We start from the raw sequence: 22,193 nt of genomic DNA on the forward strand, positions 1-22,193 counted from the left end.
CCCGCCCACGCCCCTGGCCTACCCTGAACAGGTCACTGGCACCCGGAGCCCGACAGCGTCGGAGAAGGTCGGAGAGTCGCAGGTCATGAGTGAACTGGCATATCCGTATGAAGCCCCGGCCTCGCAGGCTCTTTTCGACCGTGCGGCGGCCGTCACGCCCGGTGGCGTGAACTCACCGGTGCGGGCCTTCCGGGCCGTCGGCGGCACGCCGCGGTTCATGGTGTCGGGCACCGGCCCCTATCTGACCGATGCCGACGGCAGGGAGTACGTCGACCTCGTGTGCTCCTGGGGGCCCATGATCCTCGGGCACTCCCGCCCCGAGGTCATCGCCGCCGTGCAGGACGCCGTCTCCCGCGGTACGTCCTTCGGTACGCCCGGTGAGGGCGAGGTCGCGCTCGCCGAGGAGATGACCGCCCGGGTCGCGCCGCTGGAGCAGGTGCGGCTGGTGTCCAGCGGGACCGAGGCGACCATGTCCGCGATCCGGCTCGCGCGCGGCTTCACCCGGCGCACCAAGGTGATCAAGTTCGCCGGGTGCTACCACGGGCACGTCGACTCGCTGCTCGCCGCGGCCGGCAGCGGCGTCGCCACCTTCGCGCTGCCCGACACGCCGGGCGTCACCGGCGCCCAGGCCGGCGACACCATCGTCCTGCCCTACAACGACCTCGACGCCGTACGCGAGGCCTTCCGGGCCCACCCGGGCGAGGTCGCCTGCGTGATCACCGAGGCCTCCCCGGGCAACATGGGCGTCGTGCCGCCCGCCGAGGGCTTCAACCAGGGCCTGAAGGACCTCTGCGCCGAGAACGGTGCCCTCTACGTCTCCGACGAGGTCATGACCGGCTTCCGGACCAGCCGCGCCGGGTGGTTCGGGGTCGACGGCGTCGTCCCAGACCTGATGACCTTCGGCAAGGTCATGGGCGGCGGCTTCCCCGCGGCGGCCTTCGGCGGACGCGCGGACGTCATGGCCCACCTCGCCCCGGCCGGGCCCGTCTACCAGGCCGGCACCCTCTCCGGTAACCCCGTCGCCACCGCCGCCGGGCTCGCCCAGCTGCGGCTTCTCGACGACGCCGCGTACGCCAAGGTCGACGCCGTGTCGAAGGAGATCCAGGGGCTCGTCACCGAGGCCCTGACCAAGGAGGGCGTCGCGCACCGGCTGCAGACCGCCTCCAACATGTTCTCCGTGTTCTTCACCGACCGGCCCGTGCGGAACTACGAGGACGCCAAGGCGCAGGAGTCCTTCCGCTTCACCGCGTTCTTCCACTCGCTGCTCGCGGACGGCGTCTACCTGCCGCCGTCCTCCTTCGAGTCCTGGTTCGTGTCCACCGCGCACGACGAGCGGGCCGTGCAGCGGATCGCCGACGCCCTTCCGGCGGCGGCCCGGGCGGCTGCGGAGGCGACGGCGTGAGCGACGTGACGGACAAGGACATCACCGTCGTCCACCTCATGCGGCACGGCGAGGTCGCCAACCCGGACGGCATCCTCTACGGCCGTCTCCCCGGCTACCACCTGTCCGACCTGGGCCGCCGGATGGCCGACCGGGTCGCGGAGCATCTGTCCGGCCGCGACGTGACGCATGTGGTCGCCTCGCCGCTGGAGCGGGCGCAGGAGACGGCCGAGCCGATCGCGAAGGCGCACGGGCTCGGCCTCGCCACGGACGAGCGGCTGATCGAGGCCGACAACATCTTCCAGGGCAAGACGTTCGGCGTCGGTGACGGGGCGCTGCGCAAGCCCGGCAACTGGAAGCATCTGGTGAACCCGTTCCGCCCGTCCTGGGGCGAGCCGTACGTCGACCAGGTCGTCCGCATGACGAGCGCGCTGAGCGCGGCGAAGGACAAGGCCCGCGGACACGAGGCGGTCGTGGTCAGTCACCAGCTGCCCATCTGGATCGTCCGGTCCTACGTCGAACGCCGCCGCCTCTGGCACGACCCGCGCAGGCGCCAGTGCACGCTCGCCTCGCTGACGACCTTCACGTACCAGGGCGACCGGATCGTCTCCGTCGGCTACTCGGAGCCGGCCCGCGACCTGGTCCCGGCTCATCTCCTCGCCGGTGCGAAGCCGGTGAAGGGCCAGGGCAAGGCGTTCGGAGCGTAGGTTCGCGGACCTGCGTGCGGGGGCGCTCGGAAGGTGCGTGAGTGCCGTTCGTTCGCCCCCTTTTGATCGTTTACGACTGCTTCCTGATCGTTTACGACTGCTTCGTTACTGAATCTGCGTATATCGGCGGAACCTCCGCGTTCGCCACGTCCTCTGACTGGGTGACCAGCACGACGTGAACGAATCGGGGATGCCATGCGCGCTCTCTCCCGCAGGGGAATGCTCGGACTCGGCGCGGGAGCCGCCGCCGCTGTCTCGCTCGCCGGATGCGGCGGTCTCACGGGCTCGGACGACTCCGGCCACGCCGACGGTTCCGGCGGCGACTCCGCACAGGGCGGATCGAAGCCGAAACCCGAGCCCACCGCCCGGCCCATCGGCGACGGCTCCACCGCCCACACCGGCAAGCAGCCCCGCCAGCCCGGCAGGCCCGAGCCGCTGGAGCCGGGGCAGACCCCGCCGCAGTTCGTCGTGTTCTCCTGGGACGGCGCCGGCGAGGTCGGCAACGGCCTCTTCCCGCGCTTCCTGGACCTCGCCGAGGAGCACGGCGCCAGCATGACCTTCTTCCTGTCCGGGCTGTACCTGCTGCCCGAGTCGAAGAAGCGCCTGTACGACCCGCCCAACAACCCGCGCGGCGCCTCCGACATCGGCTACCTCACCGACGAGCACGTCAAGGACACGCTGAAGAACGTCCGCCGGGCGTGGCTGGAAGGCCACGAGATCGGCACCCACTTCAACGGGCACTTCTGCGGCGAGTCCCACGGCTCGGTCAAGAACTGGACGCCCCGGCAGTGGCGCAGCGAGATCGACCAGGCGAAGTCCTTCGTCAAGGAGTGGCGCACCAACACCGGCTGGACCGAGCTGCCGTCGCTGCCGTTCGACTACGACAAGGAGCTCGTCGGCGGCCGTACGCCCTGTCTGCTCGGCCGGGACAACCTGCTGCCCACCGCCCGCGAGCTCGGCTGGCGCTACGACGCCTCCTCGCCCGGCGGCCTCCAGGTCTGGCCGCGCAAGCGCCAGGGCATCTGGGACCTGCCCCTCCAGCAGATACCTTTCCCCGGCCGCGGCTTCGAGGTCCTGTCGATGGACTACAACATGCTCGCCAACCAGTCCCTCAACTCCACGAAGGCCCCGGCCCACAACTACCCGGGCTGGCGGAAGCAGTCGGCGCAGGCGTACATCCAGGGATTCAAGCGGGCATACGAGACAAACCGGGCACCTTTCTTCATCGGCAACCACTTCGAGCAGTGGAACGGCGGCATCTACATGGACGCCGTCGAGGAGGCCTTCCAGCACATCGCGCGCGAGAAGGAGAAGGGCGCGGATGTGCGTCTCGTCTCCTTCCGGCAGTTCACCGACTGGCTGGACGTGCAGAAGCCCGAGGTGCTCGGCAAGCTCCGCACGCTCGGGGTCGGGCAGCAGCCGGCCGGTGGCTGGCGGGAGTTCACCGGCCAGACCGCAACCCCCAGCGGAAACGCCTCGCGGAACGCCGCCTGAAATGCGGTTTTCCGCCCGCAAGGGGGGTGGGCGAGACCCCCAGAACGGGCATGCGAAACTTTTCACATGAGTGCCGCCAGCGCCCCCCAGCGTTCGAACCGCACGACCCGTGCCACCGAGCTCGCCCGCCGTGTCCGCCGTAGCGCCGCCCTGACCGCCGGTCTCGCCGCGACCGCGCTGCTCGTCTCCGCGTGCGGCTCCGGCGGTACCTCCGGCGGGGGCGGCAACACCAACTTCGTCACCGGCACCGACGGCATCGCCACGGCCGCCGAGGGCGAGCGCACTCCGGCGCCCGAGCTGTCCGGCAAGACCATCGCCGGCAAGACCCTCGACGTCGCCGACTACAAGGGCAAGGTCGTCGTCCTCAACGTCTGGGGTTCCTGGTGCAACCCCTGCCGCGCCGAGGCCAAGTACTTCGCGAAGGTCTCCAAGGCGTACGCCGGCAAGGGCGTGCAGTTCGTCGGCATCAACACCCGCGACACCTCCACCGGCGCCGCCCTCGCCTTCGAGAAGGACTGGGGGATCACCTACCCCAGCCTCTACGACCCGACCGGCAAGCTGCTGCTGCGCTTCAAGAAGGGCACGCTCAACCCGCAGGCGATCCCCTCCACGCTCATCCTCGACCGCGACGGCAAGATCGCGGCCCGCTCGCTGTCCGCGCTCAGCGAGGAACGGCTGCTGAAGATGCTCAAGCCCGTCGTCGCCGAGAAGTGAGCGGAGAAGTGACGTGAGCGCGCTCACCCTCGCCGCGGTCGCGGACCCCAACGGCACCGTGCTCAACGGCGCGCTGCTGGTGGCCCTGCCCATCGCACTGCTCGGCGGACTCGTCTCCTTCTTCTCGCCCTGCGTGCTGCCGCTCGTGCCCGGCTACCTGTCCTACGTCACCGGAGTCAGCGGCACCGACCTGGCCGAGGCCCGGCGGGGGCGGATGGTCGCCGGAGCCTCGCTGTTCGTGCTCGGCTTCACGGCCGTCTTCGTCTCCGGCGGGGCCTTCTTCGGGTACTTCGGCCAGACGCTCCAGGACCAGCGGGGCGTGCTGACCAAGGTGCTGGGCGTCTTGATGATCCTGATGGGCGTCTTCTTCATGGGCCTGATGCCCTGGCTCACCCAGCGCGAGTTCCGTTTTCACAAGAAGCCGGCGACCGGCCTCGTGGGAGCCCCCGTGCTCGGCGCCCTCTTCGGTATCGGCTGGACGCCCTGTATCGGCCCGACCCTGGCCGCCGTGCAGACACTCGCCTGGCAGCAGGGAACCGCCGGTCGCGGGGCGATACTCACCTTCGCGTACTGTCTGGGCCTGGGCGTGCCCTTCGTGCTCGCCGCGGTCGCCTTCCGCAAAGCCCTCGGAGCCTTCGGCTGGATCAAGCGCCACTACGTCTGGGTGATGCGGGTCGGCGGCACCATGATGATCGTGACCGGTCTGCTCCTGCTGACCGGCGCGTGGGACCGCATCGTGCAGGAGATGCAGGTCTGGTCCGACGGCTTCACTGTGGGGATCTGATCGATGAGCAAGACCACCGCCTCCGACCCGGCCCCCTCCGCCGCCGAGGCCCGCGAGCTGGGTGACGCCGGCTCCCAGCTGTCCACCGCCCCCAAGGAGGACGCGCCCAACCTGCCCGCCCTGGGCGTCGTCGGCTGGGCCCGCTGGTTCTGGCGGCAGCTGACCTCCATGCGGGTCGCGCTGCTGCTGCTCCTGCTGCTGTCCCTCGGCGCGATCCCCGGCTCGCTCATCCCGCAGTCCGGCCAGGACGAGACGAAGGTCGCCGACTTCCGCAAGGCCAACCCCACCCTCGGGGACGTCTACGACAAGCTCGGCCTGTTCCACGTCTACAGCTCGGTGTGGTTCTCCGCGATCTACATCCTGCTGTTCGTCTCCCTCATCGGCTGCATCGTGCCCCGCACCTGGCAGTTCGTCGGCCAGCTGCGCGGCCTGCCGCCCGGCGCGCCCCGGCGGCTGAACCGGCTGCCCGCGCACACCACCTGGCGCACCACGGCCGAACCCGAGCAGGTCCAGCAGGCCGCCCTGGCCCTGCTGAAGAAGCGACGCTTCCGCACCCACCTCACCGGGAACGCCGTCGCCGCCGAGAAGGGCTACCTGCGCGAGGTGGGCAACCTCGCCTTCCACATCGCCCTCATCGTGATGCTGACCGCCTTCGCCTGGGGCCAGCTCTTCAAGTCCGAGGGCAACAAGCTCGTCGTCGAGGGCGACGGCTTCTCCAACACCCTCACCCAGTACGACGACTTCAAGTCCGGCAACCTCTTCACGTCCGACGACCTGGTGCCGTTCAGCTTCAACCTGAAGAAGTTCACCGGAACCTACGAGCGCACCGGCCCCAACAAGGGCACCCCGCGGATCTACCAGGCCGACATCACCTACAGCGCGGGCGCCTACGGCAAGGACGAGAACGACACCGTCAGGGTCAACCACCCCCTGGAGATCGGCGACTCCAAGGTCTACCTCGTCAGCCACGGCTACGCCCCCGTGATCACCGTCCGGGACGCCAAGGGCAAGGTCGTCTTCGACGACGCCGTACCGCTGCTGCCGCTGGACGCCAACGTCACCTCCTCCGGCGTCGTCAAGGTCCTCGACGGCTACCGCAACGCCCAGGGCAAGAAGGAACAGCTCGGCTTCAACGCGTTCTTCGTGCCGACCTTCGGCGGCTCCGCCAGCGGCACGATGCTCTCGCAGTTCCCCGCGCTGGACTCACCGCTGCTCGCGCTGTCCGCCTACCACGGCGACCTGGGGGCCGACTCGGGCATCCCGCAGAGCGTGTACCAGATGGACCGGACCAACATGAAGGAGTTCAAGGACTCCCAGGGCAAGCTGTTCAAGAAGCTGCTGAAGCCCGGCGAGACCATGAAGCTCCCGAACGGCGCCGGTTCGGTCACCTTCGGCAAGGACATCAAGGAGTGGGCCGGCTTCCAGGTCGTCCAGCAGCCCGGCAGCGGCTGGGCCCTCGCCGGTGCCCTCGCCGCGATCGGCGGCCTCGCCGCCTCCCTGTTCATCCAGCGCCGCCGCGTCTGGGTGCGCGCGGTCAGGGGCGCCGACGGCGTCACCGTCGTCGAGATGGCCGGCCTCGGCCGCAGCGAGTCCGCCAAGGTCCCCGAGGAACTGGGCGACCTCGCCGGAGTCCTGTACGAGCAGGCACCGGGCGCGCCCGAACCGGACGACCCCACAGATTCCCCCGACACCGACCTGGAGCCGGGTACCGCAACCCCCGTACCTGCCGAAGGGGCTGAGAAGCAGTGACTCTCGCCGCCGCCACCAACGAAAACCTCGCGAGCATCAGCAATGTGCTGATCTACTCCGCGATGGCCGTCTACACCCTGGCCTTCTTCGCGTACATCGCCGAATGGCTCTTCGGCAGCCGCAGCAAGGTCGCCCGGACCGCCGCCGCGCTCACCACCCAACCGGACGCCCAGAAGACCCCGGCCGTCACCGTGAACAAGGCCGGCGGCACCGCCGTGCTGGAGCGGCCGAAGGTCACCGTGCGGGCCGCGGCCGGCCAGCGCGACGTGCCGGACGGCCCCGGGGCACATGGCGGGGACGAACAGGGCGACCTGTACGGCCGGATCGCCATCTCCCTCACGGTGCTCGCCTTCCTGGTCGAGCTGGGCGGGGTCGTCACCCGCGCCCTGTCGGTGGAGCGCGCCCCCTGGGGCAACATGTACGAGTTCAACATCACGTTCTCCACGGTCGCCGTCGGCGTGTACCTCGGGCTGCTGACGCTGAAGAAGAACGTCCGCTGGCTCGGCCTGTTCCTGATCACCTCGGTCCTGCTCGACCTGGGCCTGGCGGTCACGGTCCTCTACACCGCCAGCGACCAGCTGGTCCCGGCCCTGCACTCGTACTGGCTGTACATCCACGTCTCGACGGCGATCTTCTGCGGCGCGGTCTTCTACGTGGGCGCGGTCGGCACGATCCTGTACCTGTTCAAGGACTCCTACGAGAGCAAGCTCGCGAGCGGCGGCACGCCCGGCACCTTCGCGACGTCCGTCCTGGAGCGGCTGCCCTCCTCCGCCTCCCTCGACAAGTTCTCCTACCGCGTCAACGCGGCCGTCTTCCCGCTGTGGACGTTCACGATCATCGCGGGCGCCATCTGGGCCGGTGACGCCTGGGGCCGCTACTGGGGCTGGGACCCGAAGGAGACCTGGTCCTTCATCACCTGGGTCGCCTACGCCTGCTACCTGCACGCCCGCGCAACCGCCGGCTGGAAGGGCCGCAAGGCCGCCTACCTGGCCCTGATCGCCTTCGGCTGCTGGCTGTTCAACTACTACGGCGTGAACATCTTCGTCTCCGGCAAGCACTCCTACGCGGGCGTGTAACGCGCCTCCCTCGGAGCAGCGGTCAGCCCTGCCGGGCGACGCTCCTGATCACCTCCCGCAGCCGGGTCGCGTACCGGGACAGGTTCTCGTGCGCGATGTCGGTGTCCGGGTAGCGGCAGGCGAACCAAAGGCCCTCGTGGACTCTGTTGACCCAGACGCAGACCCGGTCGCCGTACGAGACCCTGACCAGTCCGTAGACCTTCTGCTCGACCCACTGCTCGGAGCCGGGGATGTCGCGGGCGTCGAGGTAGGACACCAGGGAGTACAGGTCGGGAGACGTGGGGCGGAAGTCCGTTCCGATCAGCCGGAGCACCCGCTCGAGGGGTGTGCGGGCCAGCCGCCGGTTGGCGCGCAGCTCGGCGTGTGCGTTCTCCAGGGCTCCATGGAAGTCCCGGACCCCCGCCAGCGGGATCTCCACCGGTGCCCCGCCGACGTACCAGCCCACGGAGTCCGACCACTGGGACGTCACCCGGGTGTGGAACGGCACGACGGTGCGGAAGACGGGCTCCCCGTCCATCTCGTGGAGGATGAGCGCGGTGGCCGCCAGCACGCCGACCGTGCTGCCGCCGTAGGGGCGGCAGTGCGCCTCGAACGCCTCGGCGTCGTCGGCGTCCACCAGCGGCTCGCACAGCGCCTTCTGCCGGGGCAGTCCGCCGTCGCTGCCCAGGCCGAGATCGATGGGGAAGTTCGGCATCTGCCCGTCGCAGTTCTTGATGAACTCTCGCCAGCGGACCACGATGTCATGGCTTTCGTCGAGCTTGTCCGCGTCCGTCCGTTCGGCCTCGCAGAAGTCGACGTAGCTGGCGACGGGTTCCTCCTCCGGGGAACGGCCCGCCGCGACCGCCGCGTAGAGCTCATGGAGGGCGACGGGGATGTTCTGAAGCGAGTAGGCGTCGACGTTGCTGTGGTCGAAGGCCATGTACACGCTGGTGCTGTCATCCCGGACGACCGCCGCGTAGATGAAGTTGGGCCACCGGAGTGCGTCCGCCACGGTGTCGAACCGCTTCTGGAGATGCTCGGCCAGCGCTGCCGCGTCCGTGAAGTCGCCGATGCGTTCCCGGCGCAGGCGCACGTCCTCGCTGTCGAGCGTGTACCGGGTGATCTCGTCGCCGGGCAGCCCGGACCAGACGAAGCCGCTGCGCAGTGTCTCGTGCCGCAGTGTCCAAGCGTGCAGCGCGCCCTGGAGGACGTCCAGTTCCGCCCGGCCCGGGAGATCGAAACACACGCCGATCCAGGTCGGCACGAACAGCCCGTCCTCACGCACGGACCGGGAGGTCCTGATGTGCGACTCCTGGATGTAGGCCGGAGGTCTGGAGTCCTCCGGGAGGCCCTTCACCGCCGCGGCGGCCGCCGGATCGAGTGTCCACTCCACGAGTCGTCCTGGCCGTACCTCACAGTGCCGGATGTCCGTCAAGCGCACGAGGTGTCTCCGTTCGCGGATGGGGTGTCACGATCACGATGTGCCGTGGGGGTGAACAATCCACACCGGATTCCCCGAAGGGTCAGTCGAACGGATGGCATCCCAGGTGGTGAGCGCTCCGGCAGCCGTTCGGGTCATTCCTCTCGGTCGCCGATGTCCTCGCGCCACAGCTCCGGGCGCTCGGTGACGAAGGCGCGCATCAGTTCGATAATCTCGGGGTCGTCCAACAGAACGATCTCCACGCCGTGTCGCGCCAGCCAGTCGAGCCCTCCCCGGAACGTGGTCGCCTCGCCGATCACCACCCGGGAGATGCCGAACTGCCGCACCAGGCCGGAGCAGTACCAGCACGGCGACAGCGTCGTCACCATCGTCGTGCCCCGGTAGGAGCGCTGCCTCCCGGACGCGCGGAAGGCCGCGGTCTCCGCGTGCAGGGACGGATCGCCGTCCTGGACGCGGCGGTTGCGGCCGCGGCCCAGCAGTGTGCCGTCGGCGCCGTACAGCGCGGCCCCGATCGGGATCCCGCCCTCGGCGAGCCCGGTCCGGGCCTCCTCGAAGGCGGTCGTGAGCCATATGCGTGCCTGTGCCGGGTCCATGCCCTCATCCATGACCGCGCACCCCTTCTCTGTAACCGGGCCCGATCATCGCCGCACGGGCGGCGGTCGGTCCCCCTGGTGTGGAGGAACGGCCATGGCCGCTGCCCGGTTCTGGGGGAGCTGCGGGAGGTCTGCCGGCCGCAGGCGAAGCTGGCGAGCCGCAACGGCGAGCACTGGGCGGGCCGGCTGGACATGCGCAGCATCTCCCTGCGGTTCACCCGGCAGTTGGTGCGCAGGCCCGTCACCCCGGACCAGCTCACCTGGACCATGGGGGTGTGCGGAGTGGCGTCCGGCGCCGGGCTGATGATCCCGGGCCTGAGGGGGCCGTGCTGGCCGTCGTCCTGATGTAGCCCTTCCTCCTCTTCGACTGCGTGGACGGCGAAGTCACCCGATGGAAGGGGCAGAACAGCGCATCCGGCATCTACGTCGACCGTCTCGGCGCCTACCTCGCGGACGCGGCGCTCATGGCCGGGGCCGGTTACCGCGTCGCGGAGTCGGGCGTCGGCGGCCGGCTGTCCGTCGGTGTGGCCATCGCGCTCGAGGGCGTCCTGCTGAAGGTGTCTACCGACGTCGTGGCGTCACCCGGGCCCGGCGCGGGCTGATTACCGCGAGGGAAACCCCTGTATTTCCGCGCGGTCTATCTGGGTCTGGTTGTTTCTCTTACGCGGCGTGGGGTTGGTGTGCCGTGGTGGACGAGCCATACGGCAATAAGCGATCCGAGGGCTGGGAGAGTGAAGTTGAGGGCGGTTCGGGTGCCGTGGGTGAGGAGCGTGATGAGTGCGGCGGAGTGGATGGCTGCGGCGATGGTGTACGTGCAGAAGAGTGGTGCGCGAGGGTTCATGGAGGGCTTTCCGAGAGTCTGCCGTTTGAGCATTTGGTTTCGAGCGGGTGGCGGCGGGCCCGGGTGCGATGTCCCGGCCGGTGGCTGGGACCGGGTGGATCTTATCTGCGACTCGGCGGGGAGGTCGGGCGGGTTGGTACGGCGGACCGGTTTGCCACTGACACGCAGTGCTCGGTTTCGGCCATGAGGATAGGTCTTCTTCAGTCAACCTGGCTGGCGTGTTCTAGTCTCTTTGACTGATTCCGTATTGCTGGAATGCAGAGTTCCGAATTCATGACATTGCGCGTTGTGATCAAGGTCATGCGCATTCCCGGGGGCGAGAGCGACCGAGTTGGGCGTTTGGTGATTTTGGTGACCTTGTGTCCCTGGTTACTTTTCCGTTCGTTCACAGTTTCCTCGCAGGTGAAAGACGGGAATGGATTCGTGAGACCTGATGAAGTGATGCCTTCTCCTGAGGAGAGAGGGCGGGTATGGCATGAGCAAAGCCGGAGTCTGCGATGGATATCGGGCGGGCTGGCGGTTCTCATGTCTGTGACGTTGCTGGAGGGAGCGGCTTCAGCTGCTCCTGCGGCCGATGAGGGCCGTTCAGCCAAGAGCGACAGAGCCAAGGTCAAGGGGGTCTCTGTCGCCAAGGACACCGCGTCGGCAAAGGTCGCTGCCCGGTTGTCGGGCCGGCGGGTGGAGGCGCTGAGCGAGCGCACCGAGACGTCGACGACGTGGGTGAACAAGGACGGCAGTCTGACCACCGAGATGGCAGCGGGACCGGTCCGCTTCAAGCGGGACGGCGCGTGGGTCGATGTGGATGCGGACCTTCGGGCCTCGGGGGACGGAGTGGCTCCGGTGGCCCATCCCAACAAGCTGCGCCTGGCGGGCCGCACCGGTACGCCGGCTAAGTCGCTGAAGGCCGCACGGCAGGCCAAGGCCGTGGACCTGGTGACGCTGGGCGAGGGGGACGAACAGATCGCTCTGCAGTGGAAGGGGGGACTGCCCAAGCCGAAACTGGACGGGACTCGGGCGGAGTACTCCAACGCCGTACCCGGGGCGGATGTCGTGGTGGAGGCGACCAGGACCGGGTTCGAGCAGTATGTCGAGCTGAAGGAGCGGCCCGGATCGGAGGCCTACTCCTACACGCTGCCGCTGAAGGCCAAAGGGTTGAAGGTCAAGCAGCTCAAGGACGGTAGCGTCCTGTTCACCGACAAGAAGAGCAAGAAGCGGGCTGTCATGCCCGCGCCGATGATGTGGGATTCGGCCGTCGACAAGCGCTCCGGTGAGTACACCAATCGGGCCAGGGTCGCTATGAAGGTCGTCAGGGCCAAGGGGGGCGTGGACCTGGTCGTCACCCCGGATGCGAAGTTCCTGGCGAACCCTGACACGCGGTACCCGGTCACCATCGACCCGTCGACGTCATCGTTGTCCAATGTCTTCGACACCTATGTGCAGCAGGGCGAGAGCGTCGACCTGTCCACCGACACTGAGCTGGACTTCGGTAACCCCGGCACCACGAACGCCGACGGCACGCCGCGCACCGCGCAGTCCTTCATCACTTGGAACACCAGCGGCGTCCAGGACGCGCTGGTCTCCAGCGCCAAGCTGTCGCTGTGGAACTTCCACTCCGGCAACACCGACTGCAAGCTCTACCCATGGGAGGTGTGGTCCTCGGGTGCGGCCTCGACATCCAGCCGGTGGACCAACCGCCCGGCGATGACGGCGAAGAAGGCCACCTCGAGCGAGACCCGCGGCAACGCCGGCTGTTCGACACAGCCCGACGGGTGGATCAACGCGGATGTGACCTCGCTGGTGCAGGAGTGGGCAACGGCCAAGACCAGCCGCGGCCACATGGGTCTGCGAGCATCCAGCGAGTCGGTAGCTGCGCAGTGGAAGCGGGTCAACTCCGCCAATGCCGCCACTAACCCGCCCAAGCTGGTAGTGAACTACAACTTCCGGCCCAAGACCGGTACCAAGCAGGAGGCCGGGCCGCCGTTCTTCTCATACAACGGCGCCAATGTCGTGAACACGGCTACGCCCACGTTGAGGGACACCTTCGTCGACGCCGACGGAGACAAAGTCAACGGCACTTTCCAGGTGTATGACGCGGCCAGCAACACCCAGATCGGCAGCAACCTGGTCTCCAAGTTCGTGGCCTCCGGATCCGCCGCGTCCGTGACCGTGCCCTCTGGGGTTTTGGCCAACGGCAAGACGTACAAGTTCCGCACCAGCCCGTATGACGGAACCCACTACAACAACGGCTGGTCGGCATGGAAGACGTTCACAGTCGACACCTCCGCCCCGTCCGCACCGACGAAGATCACCTCGACGGACTACCCGTCCGGGCAGTGGGTCAAGGGCGCCGGCCAGGGAGGGACGTTCACCGTCACTCCGCCCGGAAGTGATCACAACTGGCTGGAGTGGTCCCTGGACGGGGTGACCTGGACCAAGGTCGCCACAGGCGGTTCGGGCACGGCCAAGAACATCACCGTCACCCCACCGCGCAACGGCACACACACCCTGCAGGTCCGCTCGGTGGACAAGGCCGACAACAAGTCCGAGGTGCTGGAGTACATCTTCCACGCCGGCTCGGGCGGATTCATCCAGCCCTCCGAGGGTGAGCGCACCGCACGCCGACTGCCGCTAGTCGCCGAGGCCGAGGCCGCCAAGTATGACAAGGTCTCGTTCTCCTGGCGTCGTTCGGAAGCGGACGCCTGGCTGAAGATCCCGGCGGGTGACGTCACCGCGGACGATACCGCGCTCACTGCCTGGCCGGTTGCGCTGACGCAGGGGAAGAACGCGCCTTTGGTGTGGAATGCCACCAGCACTGTCTCCCCAGGTGGAACGATCCAGATCAAGGCCGACTTCACCGGCCCCAACTCCGCATCCTCCAGCACCGCTCCGCTGACAGCGATCGTGGACCGCAATGCCGACGGCGCGGCAACCACCGACACCGGTCCCGGCTCGCTGAACCTGCTCACCGGCAACTACACCCTGTCCGAGACCGACGCCTCGTTCTTCGACATGTCGGTGAGCCGCACCGCTTCTTCCCGCACACCCGACCAGGGCGCCAAGCAGGAGGGCCAGGCTGCCATCTTCGGCAAGGAGTGGGTGTCGGGCACCGTGGCGGACACGACCGAGTCCGACTTCAACCACCTGCAGAAGATCGCCGACAATGCGGTAGCGGTGGTGACGGCCGAGGGCGACGCTCTCAACTTCACCGCCAACTCCGCCAAGACCGGCTGGATCCCCGAGCCGGGCGCGGAAGACTTGGTCCTCAAGGGCAGCGTGAGCGGCACCTTCACCCTGTCCGACACCGAGGGAACGGTCACCACGTTCACCAAGCCCGCCGGCGGCACCACCTGGCAAGTTTCCAGCACTCTGCTGGACGGCCTGGCGAACTCCGTCACCAAGGTGGTCTCCGAGGCGGTGACCATTGGCGGCAAGGTCCTGGCCCGCCCTAAGCGGATCATCGCACCGACCTCGGCGGCGACCGCGGCAACCTGCGAAGCCACCCCGTCCACCAAGGGCTGCCGGGTGTTGGAATTCACCTACGCGACCTCCACCACCGCCACCGGCACCGAAACCGACACCCAGTTCGGCGACTTCACCGGACAGGTCAAGCAGATCCGGCTCTGGGCAACCGCCCCCGGCGCCGCGGCTGCGACTGCGACTGCCGTGGCCACCTACCGCTACGACTCTCAGGGCCGGCTGCGCCAGTCTTGGGACCCCCGCATCGGCCAGCAGGCCGAGACCCAGTACGCCTACCACGAGGGCCGCGTCACCTGGATGCAGCCGCCCGGAGAACTGCCCTACACCTTTACCTACGGCAACGCCGGCAGCGGCACCGCACCCGGCGACGGCATGTTGCTGAAGCTTTCGCGTCCGGCACTCAAGCAGGGCACGGCCAGCACCATCGAGGGGGAGGCAGTCACCAGCATCGTCTACGGCGTCCCGTTGACCGGCACCAAGGCCCCCCACGCCATGGGTGCCTCCAGCATCGTCGCCTGGGGCCAGCTCGACGCACCGAGCGATGCCACTGCCCTCTTCCCTGCCGACGCTGTTCCGCAGTCGAACGACGGCACTGCCCTGACGTCCGGCAGCTACAACCGCGCCATCATCCACTACCTCAACGCCTCCGGCCGTGAGGTCAACACCGTGGAGCCGGGCAAGGTGATCAGCACGACCGAGTACGACCGGTTCGGCAACACCGTCCGCCAGCTGACCGCAGCCAACCGCAAACTCGCCCTCGGCAGCAGCGACGCGCACAAGGACACTCTGACAGACCTGGGAATCATCGCCCGTTCGTCGTCGGAGAGGGCCCACCTACTGTCGACCACTTCGCTCTACAACGAAACCGGCACCCGTGAGTTGGAAGAGTTCGGCCCCATCCACCGCGTGGACCTGAGCGAGGACCTCAAGGAAGGCAGCACCGTCCTGGTCGAGGCCGGCACCTCCGTGCCCGCCCGCACCTGGACCGTCAAGGAGTACGACAACGGCCGGCCCACCGACGGTACCGCCAAGGTCAAGGACCAGGTAACCCTGGAGATCACCGGCGCCCGCGTGCGCGACTACTACTCGATCATGAGTGAGAAGCGCGTCACCGAGACCCAGTACGACTGGGCCAAGGGTCTGCCCACCCTCACCATCCAGGACGCCGGCGGCCTGAACCTCACCACCGCCACCGACTACGACGCCCAAGGCCGCGTCACGTCACAGTCACTGCCCGGCTCCACCGGCAACGACGCAGCCACCCGCATTGCCGAATACTGGGCAGCCGACGGCACCGGCTCCTGCAACGGTCGTCCCGAATGGGCCGACCAGGTGTGCTGGACCGGACCGGCCGGCGCTATCACCGGCGGTGGCTCCAATCCGGCCAACCTGCCCGACACCACCACCGAGTACAACTACTGGGGGCAGTCCACCGAGGTCGTGGACACAGCCAACGACAAGACCCGCACAACGACCACCACCTACGACGCTGCAGGCCGCCCGGAGAAGACCACCACCACGGGCACCTTCGGCCAACCCGTCCCGGAATCCACCACGGAGTACGACCCGGCCACCGGCAGGACCATCAAGGTCACCTCGCCCACTGGCGGAACCATCACCAAGGGCTACGACAAGCTCGGCCGGCTGATCTCCTACACCGACGCCGACGGAGGCAGGACCACCACCGAGTACGACAAGCTGGACCGGCCGGTCAAGAGGGCAGACACCGCCCCCTCGACGGTGACCTACACCTACGACCACACCGCCGAACCACGCGGTCTGGTGACCAAGACCAGAGACTCCGTCGCCGGTGACTTCTCCGCCACCTACGACGCCGACGGATCCGTCGCCACCGAGAAACTCCCCGGCGGCTACACCCTGAATGTCACCGAAGACACCACCGGAGCAAGCACCTCCCGGACCTACATCCGCGACAGCGACGACGTCACCGTCTATGCCGACACCGTCACCGAGAACGTCCACGGCCAGGCCACCAGCCACCAGGGCTGGTCCGCCCAGAGATACACCTACGACAAGGCCGGACGTCTCACAGGAGTCGACGACACCGTCGGCGAGGTCTGTACCCGCCGGACCTACTCCTTTGACCAGCGCAGCAACCGCAAATCACTGGCCACTGCCACCGCGGCCTCCGGCGGTGCCTGTACCTCTACGGGAGCGACCACCACCAACTACACCTATGACAGCGCCGACCGCCTCGTGAACTCCGGCTACAGCTACGACGCGTTCGGCCGCACCTCCGCCCTGCCAGGCAGCACCATCAACTACTACACCAACGACCTCGCCCACCAGCTCACCGCAGACGGCCAGCGCCAGACGTGGCAACTCGACGCCGCCCTGCGCTTCCGCTCCTGGAAGGTCGAAACCGGCAGCGGCACCACCTGGGCGCAGACCGCATCCAAGACCAACCACTACGACAGCGACAGCGACAACCCGCGCTGGATCATCGAGGACAACGCCACCGGAGACCTGACCCGTAACGTGGGGGGCACCTCCGGAGATCTCGCAGCCACTACGAGCAAAACCGGCGACACCGTCCTGCAGCTCACCACCATCCGCGGCGACGTCGCCCTCCAACTGCCGCTGGACACGACCCAGGCACCGACCGCCCTGGACAGTGACGAGTACGGAAACCCCCGTCCGGAGCAGCAGGCCACCCGCTACAACTGGCTCGGGGCCAAACAACGCTCCACCGAGACCCTAACCGGCCTTACCCTTATGGGCGTCCGGCTGTATAACCCCGCTACCGGACGCTTCCTGTCCATCGATCCGGTGTATGGAGGAAGTGCGAATGCCTACGAGTACACGTATGCCGACCCTGTAAACAAGTACGATCTTGACGGTCGCTGGGTGGCTTGGGTGGGCCGCGGTCTCCAGTGGTGCTGGAGGTCCTGTCGGAAGATTGGACCCGCTGTTCGGCGAGCCTGGAACGGCGCCAGGAACATCGTCAGGAAGACCCGCGTTCGCTGTGTGCGATTCCCCAACGCCGGCGGCTTCGGCTGCGACCTCAGGTACAACGGCCGTAGACAGTTCGGCGTCCACTACCACAAGGTGCGCGGAAAGTACCGTCCGCACTACCACCGGCGTCCCGGCATAGGCCGCCATCGGCCCTGGGATCCGGCGCCACGCGGCAAGCCGTGGTGGAAGCGCTGGTAGCTAGGTACCTATCTGTCAGGCTGCGGCGCGACACCTCGTGTTGTGCCGCGGCCTCGGTACTGTGAGCGGGTTGCGACGAAGGGAGTCGAAAATGTCACCAGAATTCCCACTGCATTTCACCGACGAAGAAGGGACGCGGCATGTGATTGACAGCGTCCCTGAGCTTGAAGAAACAATCGAATACGTCGATGACTTCGATCCTCCCTACCGCTGCGAGGACAACGGGGGACGACGCGTCCGAGTCGTTATGTGGGACCTCCAATTGCTCTGCCTGCACATCGTTCCGGAGGATTACGACGGGATGTTGGTTGAGATCGTTGAGTCGACGCATCCGGATGGGACTCGCGAGTGGCTCGAGATGTTCCGCGGCAAGCCTCTCAGGTCGGTGAAGGAGACTTCGAGTGGCGAGCAATACGCCGAGCCCGAGAGGTGGGACTCGACGCCACCCACTCTGTCCGCCCAGGCGGAAGTGTCCACTCTGAGGCCTGAGGAATTCCACGATAAGTGGCTGGGCGTGCGAGGCTTCAGAAGATGACCGATGAGGCGAACAAGGCTCCTTGATCCAGAGTCGGCGTGCCACCTGCTTGTGGGATGCTCCTGGCCCAGCTGCCGGCGGCATCGAGCCGACCCGCTGGGCGCTGGGCGCGCCGGCCGTCATCACGGGACTGATGGTCCCGGCCCGTCTGCTGTCGATCCTGTCGTCGTCCCGGCTGCGGTGAGCCGGTCGAGATAGGCGTGCAGGGCGCCCGCGCCCTCGATCATCACCCTGCTGCGGGCCGTCAGTGCCTGGCCGCGAGCCGCGACGGCCGCCCGCAGCGCCGCGCTGCTGCCCTCGCGCCGCAGCCCCTCCAGCACCGGCCTGATCTGGTCGAACAGATAGTGGCTGCGGCGCAGGGTGTGCACGAGCCGGGCGTCGCGCACATCGGCCGGCTCGTAGACCCGGTAGCCCGTACCGCGCTCGCGCCCGGGTGTGAGCAGCCCGGCCCCCTCCCATACCCGCAGCGCGGAGGTCCGTACGCCCAGCAGCGCCGCCACCTCACCGATGCGCAGCCCGCCCGAACGCGGCAGCGGGGCGGGCGGTTCGGCCGCGAGAAGTTCCAGGGCCTCGCTCGCCGCCCGCAGCGACACCCGCTCCTCGTGCAGGGCGGCATGCGCGGCGTCGACCAGTGCGAGCGCGCCCGGAACGTCCCCCGTGTGCAGGGTCCGCATGATCCCCGCCGACGTCAGGGGACCGTACCCCCGCATCAGCGTCCGGTACGCCAGCAGAGCGTCGCGGTGCACCTCCCCGAAGACGCGGTAGCCGGACGGGGTCCGCGCGGCCTGCGGGAGCACACCGGCGTCCTCGTAGTTGCGGATCTGCTGCGTCGAGACACCGGCCAGCCGGGCCAGGTCGACGGGGCGCAGGCGGTGGTCGTTCGTCATCGATTTGAAGGTTACGGCAGCCGACCGGACGCAAGGTGCTCTCAAGTCTCAACACTGAACTTCAATGGAAGACTTGAAGGACAGCACGACCTGGAGGCGATCCGCGAGGCCTTCGCGACGGCCGGACGTCTGATCGCGGGCCGCTTCTCCTCGGGGACGGCTGGTCTCCCAGGGAGTGCCCGGGAACCGAACCGAACCGATCCGCACTCGCCCACGTCTTCGTAGCGTATGCACCGAGCCGGAGCGCACGCTCCCCGAGGAGGCCCACCACCCATGAAGGCGTCACCGACGCGCGTCGGCCACGGCCCCGCACGGGCGCTGCTCGCGGCGACTCTGCTCTCGCTGTCCGTGGGCTGCACGGCGGCGTCCCCGGACGACGAAGCGCAGCCCCAGGCATCGTGCGCGTACGTCATCGAGTACGACAGCCGCAGATACCTGGGCCGCGAGGAGACCGACGTCCCCGTGGGGGAGTCGCTCGGCAGCGCCACCCGCCCGGCGTGCGACGACACCCCGGGTGACGGCGACGACGGCGAGGGTCCGGCCTTGATGACGGCGTTCGCCCTCCGGGGCGTGGACCCGGCCGTCGCCATCGCGGTGGCCGAGGACCCCGGCGCGTACCGTCTCGCCGTCGCCGACTCGGTCAAGGAACTCCCGTCGGCGCTGCGGAAGATGACCGACGGCCCCTGACGGACACCGGCCGGGCTTCACCCCTGCCGCCGCAGGACCGCGTAGTCGGCGAAGCAGCGGCGGTAGCGCAGGTGCCTCGTCTCCTGGGTGTGCCTGCGCTGCCACTCCTCGACCTCGGCCGGCGCCGAACGGATTCCGGAACCGGCCCCGCAGTCCGCCTCCTCGCCCGAGACGCAGCGCGCCTCGTACTCGGGCAGGGCGGACGGGTCCTGGACGATCGTGTACGGCACGTAGCGGAAGATCCTGTGGCCGGTCGACTCCCCACCGTGCTCCGCGCGTTGGTGGTGGCGCAGCAACATGTTCGCGTCCGTCACGGCGCTACCGTCGAACGCCGCGCGTGCGCGGTCCCGCCGGAGCGCCAGGTCCTCACATACCGCGCACCCGCTCACGGGGGAGGGCGGCCGGGTCGCGTCGGCCGACAGTCCCTCCCTGGAACGGTCGTTGAGCGCGCGCACGCCCGCGCTGAGCCGCTCCTCCGGTGTCGCCTCACGGATCCTCGCCGGGTCCGCCTGCCATTCCCGGCCGCCGCCGACCGGGCGCAGCATCACGTACGGGCCGGTCCTGTCCTGGTACTCGCCGACCTTGCGCGTTTGCGAGTCGTAGACGAGCGTTCCCGGTTCCATTTCGCGCACCTCCGTCACTCTGGGTGTATCGAGCGTTGCGCACGGGAACAGTCCGGTTCAATGCTTGGCGTGTGACACCGGTGCACTGTCACGGAGGGGGAGCCGTGAGCCGACGGAACGGCGGAGCGGACTCGGGGGCGAGTACGGCCGCGGTGTTCGGGGAGGTGCTCCGGCATTTCCGCGAGGCGGCGCTGCTCACGCAGGAGGCGCTGGCGAGGCAGATCCCCTGCGACCGCTCTCATGTGGCGCGGGTGGAGGCCGGTACGAGGGTTCCGCAGGACACGTTCGCCAAGACCTGTGACGAACTTCTGAGTACGGGTGGGGTGTTGGCGCGGCTGTGGGGCCGCATCGACTGGTATCCGCAGGTGGAGCATCCGGATTGGTTCGCGCGCAGGGCGCGTATGGATGCGGAGGCCGTCGCCATCCGCGCCTACCAAACCCAGGTGATACCAGGGTTGTTGCAGACACCCGGCTACGCCGCCGCGCTGTTCAGTCGCCGCCTCGCCGACGTCCAGGATGTGGCGGAGAGGGTCCGGGCGAGGATGAGCCGTCAGCAGCGGTTCCTCGTGGAGGGCGGCCCGTTCTACCTCGTGGTGCTCGACGAAAGCTGTCTGCGGAACATGGTCGGTAGCCCGGAGGTCATGCGGGACCAGTCCGACCACCTGCTTGCCGTGGGGAGCCTGCCCAACATCCGCATCCAGATCGCTCCATCAAACCGCCCGGAGATCGACCGGCCCGATACGTCCCTGTCGTTGATCGAGCTTCCCGACGCCGAGCGGTGGGTGTACTCGGAGTCGCTGGATCGTGGCCACTTCAGCGACGATCCGGCCGTCTTCGCGCAGCACATGCGCACTTATGATTTGCTCAGGGCGGACGCCCTGTCAGCACCTCAGTCCGCCGATCTGATCAGCGACGTGAGGGAAGGGTACGAGGCCGATGACCAGCCACCAGCTCCGCGCGGCGACTTGGATCAAGAGCAGTCACAGCGGCGCCAACGGCGGGGACTGCATAGAAATAGCCCCCGGTTTCCCCGAAACCGTCCCCGTCCGCGACAGCAAGAACCCTGACGGACCTGTCCTGGTCGTCGGCCGGTCCGCCTGGGCGGCGTTCACCGCCGCCCTCTGAGTGCCGGCCTCAGACGCCGGTCCGCCCGTCGACGAGTTCACGCACGACGTCGAGGTGGCCGTTGTGGCGGGACGTCTCCTCGATCAGGTGGAGGATCACCCAGCGGAGGTCGACATGGCGGCCGTCGCCGATGGGGCGCTTGGCCGTCGCGTTCAGGTCGTGCTCGGACACCAGGCGGCGGTAACGGGCGCTCTGCTCCTGGTACTCGGCGAGAAGCCGGGGCAGCGGGATGTCGACCGCGGTCCGCATCTCGGGGTCGGGATCATCGTCGGTCGCCCCCGCGAGCGGCCCGGCAGGCTCCTCGCCCAGGAACATCACCTGGAACCAGTAGTGCTCGACCCAGCGCAGATGGCTGATCAGCCCGCGCAACGTCATCAGCGGTGAATTCGGGAGCGGCGCCTTGCGGGCGTCCTCGGCTGACACGCCCTCGCACTTGGCCAGCGCGGTGTCACGGGCGTAGTCCAGGAAGGTGACCAGCTGCGTACGCTCGTCCCAGGCGGAGGGTGTATCGGTTCGTTGAGTCATCGCGAGGAGCTTCGCGCAGCTCTGAGCGGCTGTCGACTCAATAGATCGGCAGCCGCACAAGCACTATTCCTCGCGCCTGCGCTCGTCGGGGTCCGGATCCGGGTCCGCGTCCTTGTCCTTGTCCAGGGACTTCAGGAAGTCGGGATTGTCGTCGGGCGCCACCCACTGCCTGGAGCGGCCGCCGCGGGCCCCGGACCAGCCGTCGGCGGCGGGGCTGCGCTTCTTGCCGGCGATGAGCCAGGAGATCGACCCGACCAGCGGAAACAGCAGTACGAGGATCGCCCACAGCGGCTTGGGCATGTGGCGGATCTCGTCGTCCTTCGTGCTGATGCAGTCGATGAACGCGTAGACGCTGAGTGCCAGCGGCACGAGGAACATCAGTACCCGGAGCATGCGGCCTC

At 68.3% G+C, this 22,193-nt stretch carries 20 protein-coding genes; 14 read left to right on the forward strand and 6 right to left on the reverse strand.

Annotated elements, in window-relative coordinates:
- Nucleotides 1-85: 85 nt before the first annotated feature.
- The 7 genes from hemL to ccsB all read left to right on the forward strand — a co-directional run bounded on the left by hemL (nt 86) and on the right by ccsB (nt 7,905).
- Nucleotides 86-1,402 carry a glutamate-1-semialdehyde 2,1-aminomutase gene (hemL, locus tag C1J00_RS05320; RefSeq protein WP_102907895.1) on the forward strand — a complete coding sequence of 439 codons (1,317 nt, stop codon included), beginning with the start codon at nt 86-88 and terminating at the stop codon, nt 1,400-1,402.
- A gap of 38 nt (nt 1,403-1,440) precedes the next feature.
- Nucleotides 1,441-2,088, forward strand: coding sequence for a histidine phosphatase family protein (locus tag C1J00_RS05325; RefSeq protein ID WP_102907896.1), 648 nt, complete (start codon nt 1,441-1,443; stop codon nt 2,086-2,088).
- A gap of 195 nt (nt 2,089-2,283) precedes the next feature.
- Nucleotides 2,284-3,582, forward strand: a complete 1,299-nt coding sequence (locus C1J00_RS05330) for a polysaccharide deacetylase family protein (RefSeq protein WP_102907865.1) — start codon at nt 2,284-2,286, stop codon at nt 3,580-3,582.
- Nucleotides 3,583-3,648: 66 nt separating this feature from the next.
- Entirely contained in the window at nt 3,649-4,296 is a 648-nt protein-coding gene (locus tag C1J00_RS05335; protein ID WP_102907866.1) for a TlpA family protein disulfide reductase, read from the forward strand.
- 13 nt (nt 4,297-4,309) lie between these two features.
- Entirely contained in the window at nt 4,310-5,080 is a 771-nt protein-coding gene (locus tag C1J00_RS05340) for a cytochrome c biogenesis CcdA family protein (protein ID WP_102907867.1), read from the forward strand.
- 3 nt (nt 5,081-5,083) lie between these two features.
- Nucleotides 5,084-6,829 carry a cytochrome c biogenesis protein ResB gene (gene resB / locus C1J00_RS05345; protein WP_102907868.1) on the forward strand — a complete coding sequence of 582 codons (1,746 nt, stop codon included), beginning with the start codon at nt 5,084-5,086 and terminating at the stop codon, nt 6,827-6,829.
- The gene (gene ccsB, locus C1J00_RS05350; protein ID WP_102907869.1) at nt 6,826-7,905 is read left to right on the forward strand and encodes a c-type cytochrome biogenesis protein CcsB; all 1,080 of its coding nucleotides are present in this window, start codon (nt 6,826-6,828) and stop codon (nt 7,903-7,905) included. Before resB ends, ccsB begins: the two co-directional genes overlap by 4 nt.
- A 22-nt stretch (nt 7,906-7,927) precedes the next feature.
- Here ccsB and C1J00_RS05355 read toward each other — a convergent pair whose 3' ends face one another.
- Entirely contained in the window at nt 7,928-9,325 is a 1,398-nt protein-coding gene (locus C1J00_RS05355) for a condensation domain-containing protein (protein WP_102907870.1), read from the reverse strand.
- Between the two features lie 134 nt (nt 9,326-9,459).
- The gene (locus C1J00_RS05360; protein WP_102907871.1) at nt 9,460-9,918 is read right to left on the reverse strand and encodes a nucleoside deaminase; all 459 of its coding nucleotides are present in this window, start codon (nt 9,916-9,918) and stop codon (nt 9,460-9,462) included.
- A gap of 78 nt (nt 9,919-9,996) precedes the next feature.
- On the opposite strand from C1J00_RS05360, the gene C1J00_RS46415 reads away from it, so the two are divergent.
- From C1J00_RS46415 to C1J00_RS44590, 4 genes are all read left to right on the forward strand, one after another.
- Nucleotides 9,997-10,263, forward strand: a complete 267-nt coding sequence (locus C1J00_RS46415) for a hypothetical protein (RefSeq protein ID WP_245936217.1) — start codon at nt 9,997-9,999, stop codon at nt 10,261-10,263.
- Nucleotides 10,264-10,289: 26 nt separating this feature from the next.
- Entirely contained in the window at nt 10,290-10,520 is a 231-nt protein-coding gene (locus C1J00_RS46420) for a hypothetical protein (RefSeq protein ID WP_245936218.1), read from the forward strand.
- 764 nt (nt 10,521-11,284) lie between these two features.
- Nucleotides 11,285-17,410: a DNRLRE domain-containing protein gene (locus tag C1J00_RS05370; RefSeq protein WP_102907872.1), complete on the forward strand. Its 6,126-nt coding sequence runs from the start codon at nt 11,285-11,287 to the stop codon at nt 17,408-17,410.
- Between the two features lie 91 nt (nt 17,411-17,501).
- Entirely contained in the window at nt 17,502-17,945 is a 444-nt protein-coding gene (locus tag C1J00_RS44590) for a hypothetical protein (protein WP_146046138.1), read from the forward strand.
- 122 nt (nt 17,946-18,067) lie between these two features.
- On the opposite strand, the gene C1J00_RS05380 is transcribed toward C1J00_RS44590, so the two are convergent.
- The gene (locus tag C1J00_RS05380; protein WP_102907874.1) at nt 18,068-18,832 is read right to left on the reverse strand and encodes a MerR family transcriptional regulator; all 765 of its coding nucleotides are present in this window, start codon (nt 18,830-18,832) and stop codon (nt 18,068-18,070) included.
- Nucleotides 18,833-19,105: 273 nt separating this feature from the next.
- On the opposite strand from C1J00_RS05380, the gene C1J00_RS05385 reads away from it, so the two are divergent.
- Nucleotides 19,106-19,519 (forward strand): DUF6281 family protein, encoded by a 414-nt coding sequence (locus C1J00_RS05385; protein ID WP_102907875.1) that lies wholly within the window; start codon nt 19,106-19,108, stop codon nt 19,517-19,519.
- A 17-nt stretch (nt 19,520-19,536) separates the two neighbouring features.
- On the opposite strand, the gene C1J00_RS47850 is transcribed toward C1J00_RS05385, so the two are convergent.
- Nucleotides 19,537-20,142 carry a DUF7848 domain-containing protein gene (locus C1J00_RS47850; protein WP_102907876.1) on the reverse strand — a complete coding sequence of 202 codons (606 nt, stop codon included), beginning with the start codon at nt 20,140-20,142 and terminating at the stop codon, nt 19,537-19,539.
- A gap of 104 nt (nt 20,143-20,246) precedes the next feature.
- On the opposite strand from C1J00_RS47850, the gene C1J00_RS05395 reads away from it, so the two are divergent.
- A complete protein-coding gene (locus C1J00_RS05395; protein ID WP_180989421.1) occupies nt 20,247-21,209 on the forward strand; it encodes a helix-turn-helix domain-containing protein in 963 nt (320 codons plus the stop codon).
- A complete protein-coding gene (locus C1J00_RS46430; protein ID WP_237305141.1) occupies nt 21,157-21,267 on the forward strand; it encodes a DUF397 domain-containing protein in 111 nt (36 codons plus the stop codon). Before C1J00_RS05395 ends, C1J00_RS46430 begins: the two co-directional genes overlap by 53 nt.
- Nucleotides 21,268-21,276: 9 nt before the next feature.
- Here C1J00_RS46430 and C1J00_RS05405 read toward each other — a convergent pair whose 3' ends face one another.
- A complete protein-coding gene (locus C1J00_RS05405; RefSeq protein ID WP_102907879.1) occupies nt 21,277-21,792 on the reverse strand; it encodes a DinB family protein in 516 nt (171 codons plus the stop codon).
- Between the two features lie 63 nt (nt 21,793-21,855).
- The gene (locus C1J00_RS05410; RefSeq protein ID WP_102907880.1) at nt 21,856-22,185 is read right to left on the reverse strand and encodes a PLD nuclease N-terminal domain-containing protein; all 330 of its coding nucleotides are present in this window, start codon (nt 22,183-22,185) and stop codon (nt 21,856-21,858) included.
- Nucleotides 22,186-22,193 lie beyond the last annotated feature (8 nt).

The organism is Streptomyces cahuitamycinicus, assembly GCF_002891435.1.
In the GTDB taxonomy this organism is placed as follows: Bacteria; Actinomycetota; Actinomycetes; order Streptomycetales; family Streptomycetaceae; genus Streptomyces; species Streptomyces cahuitamycinicus.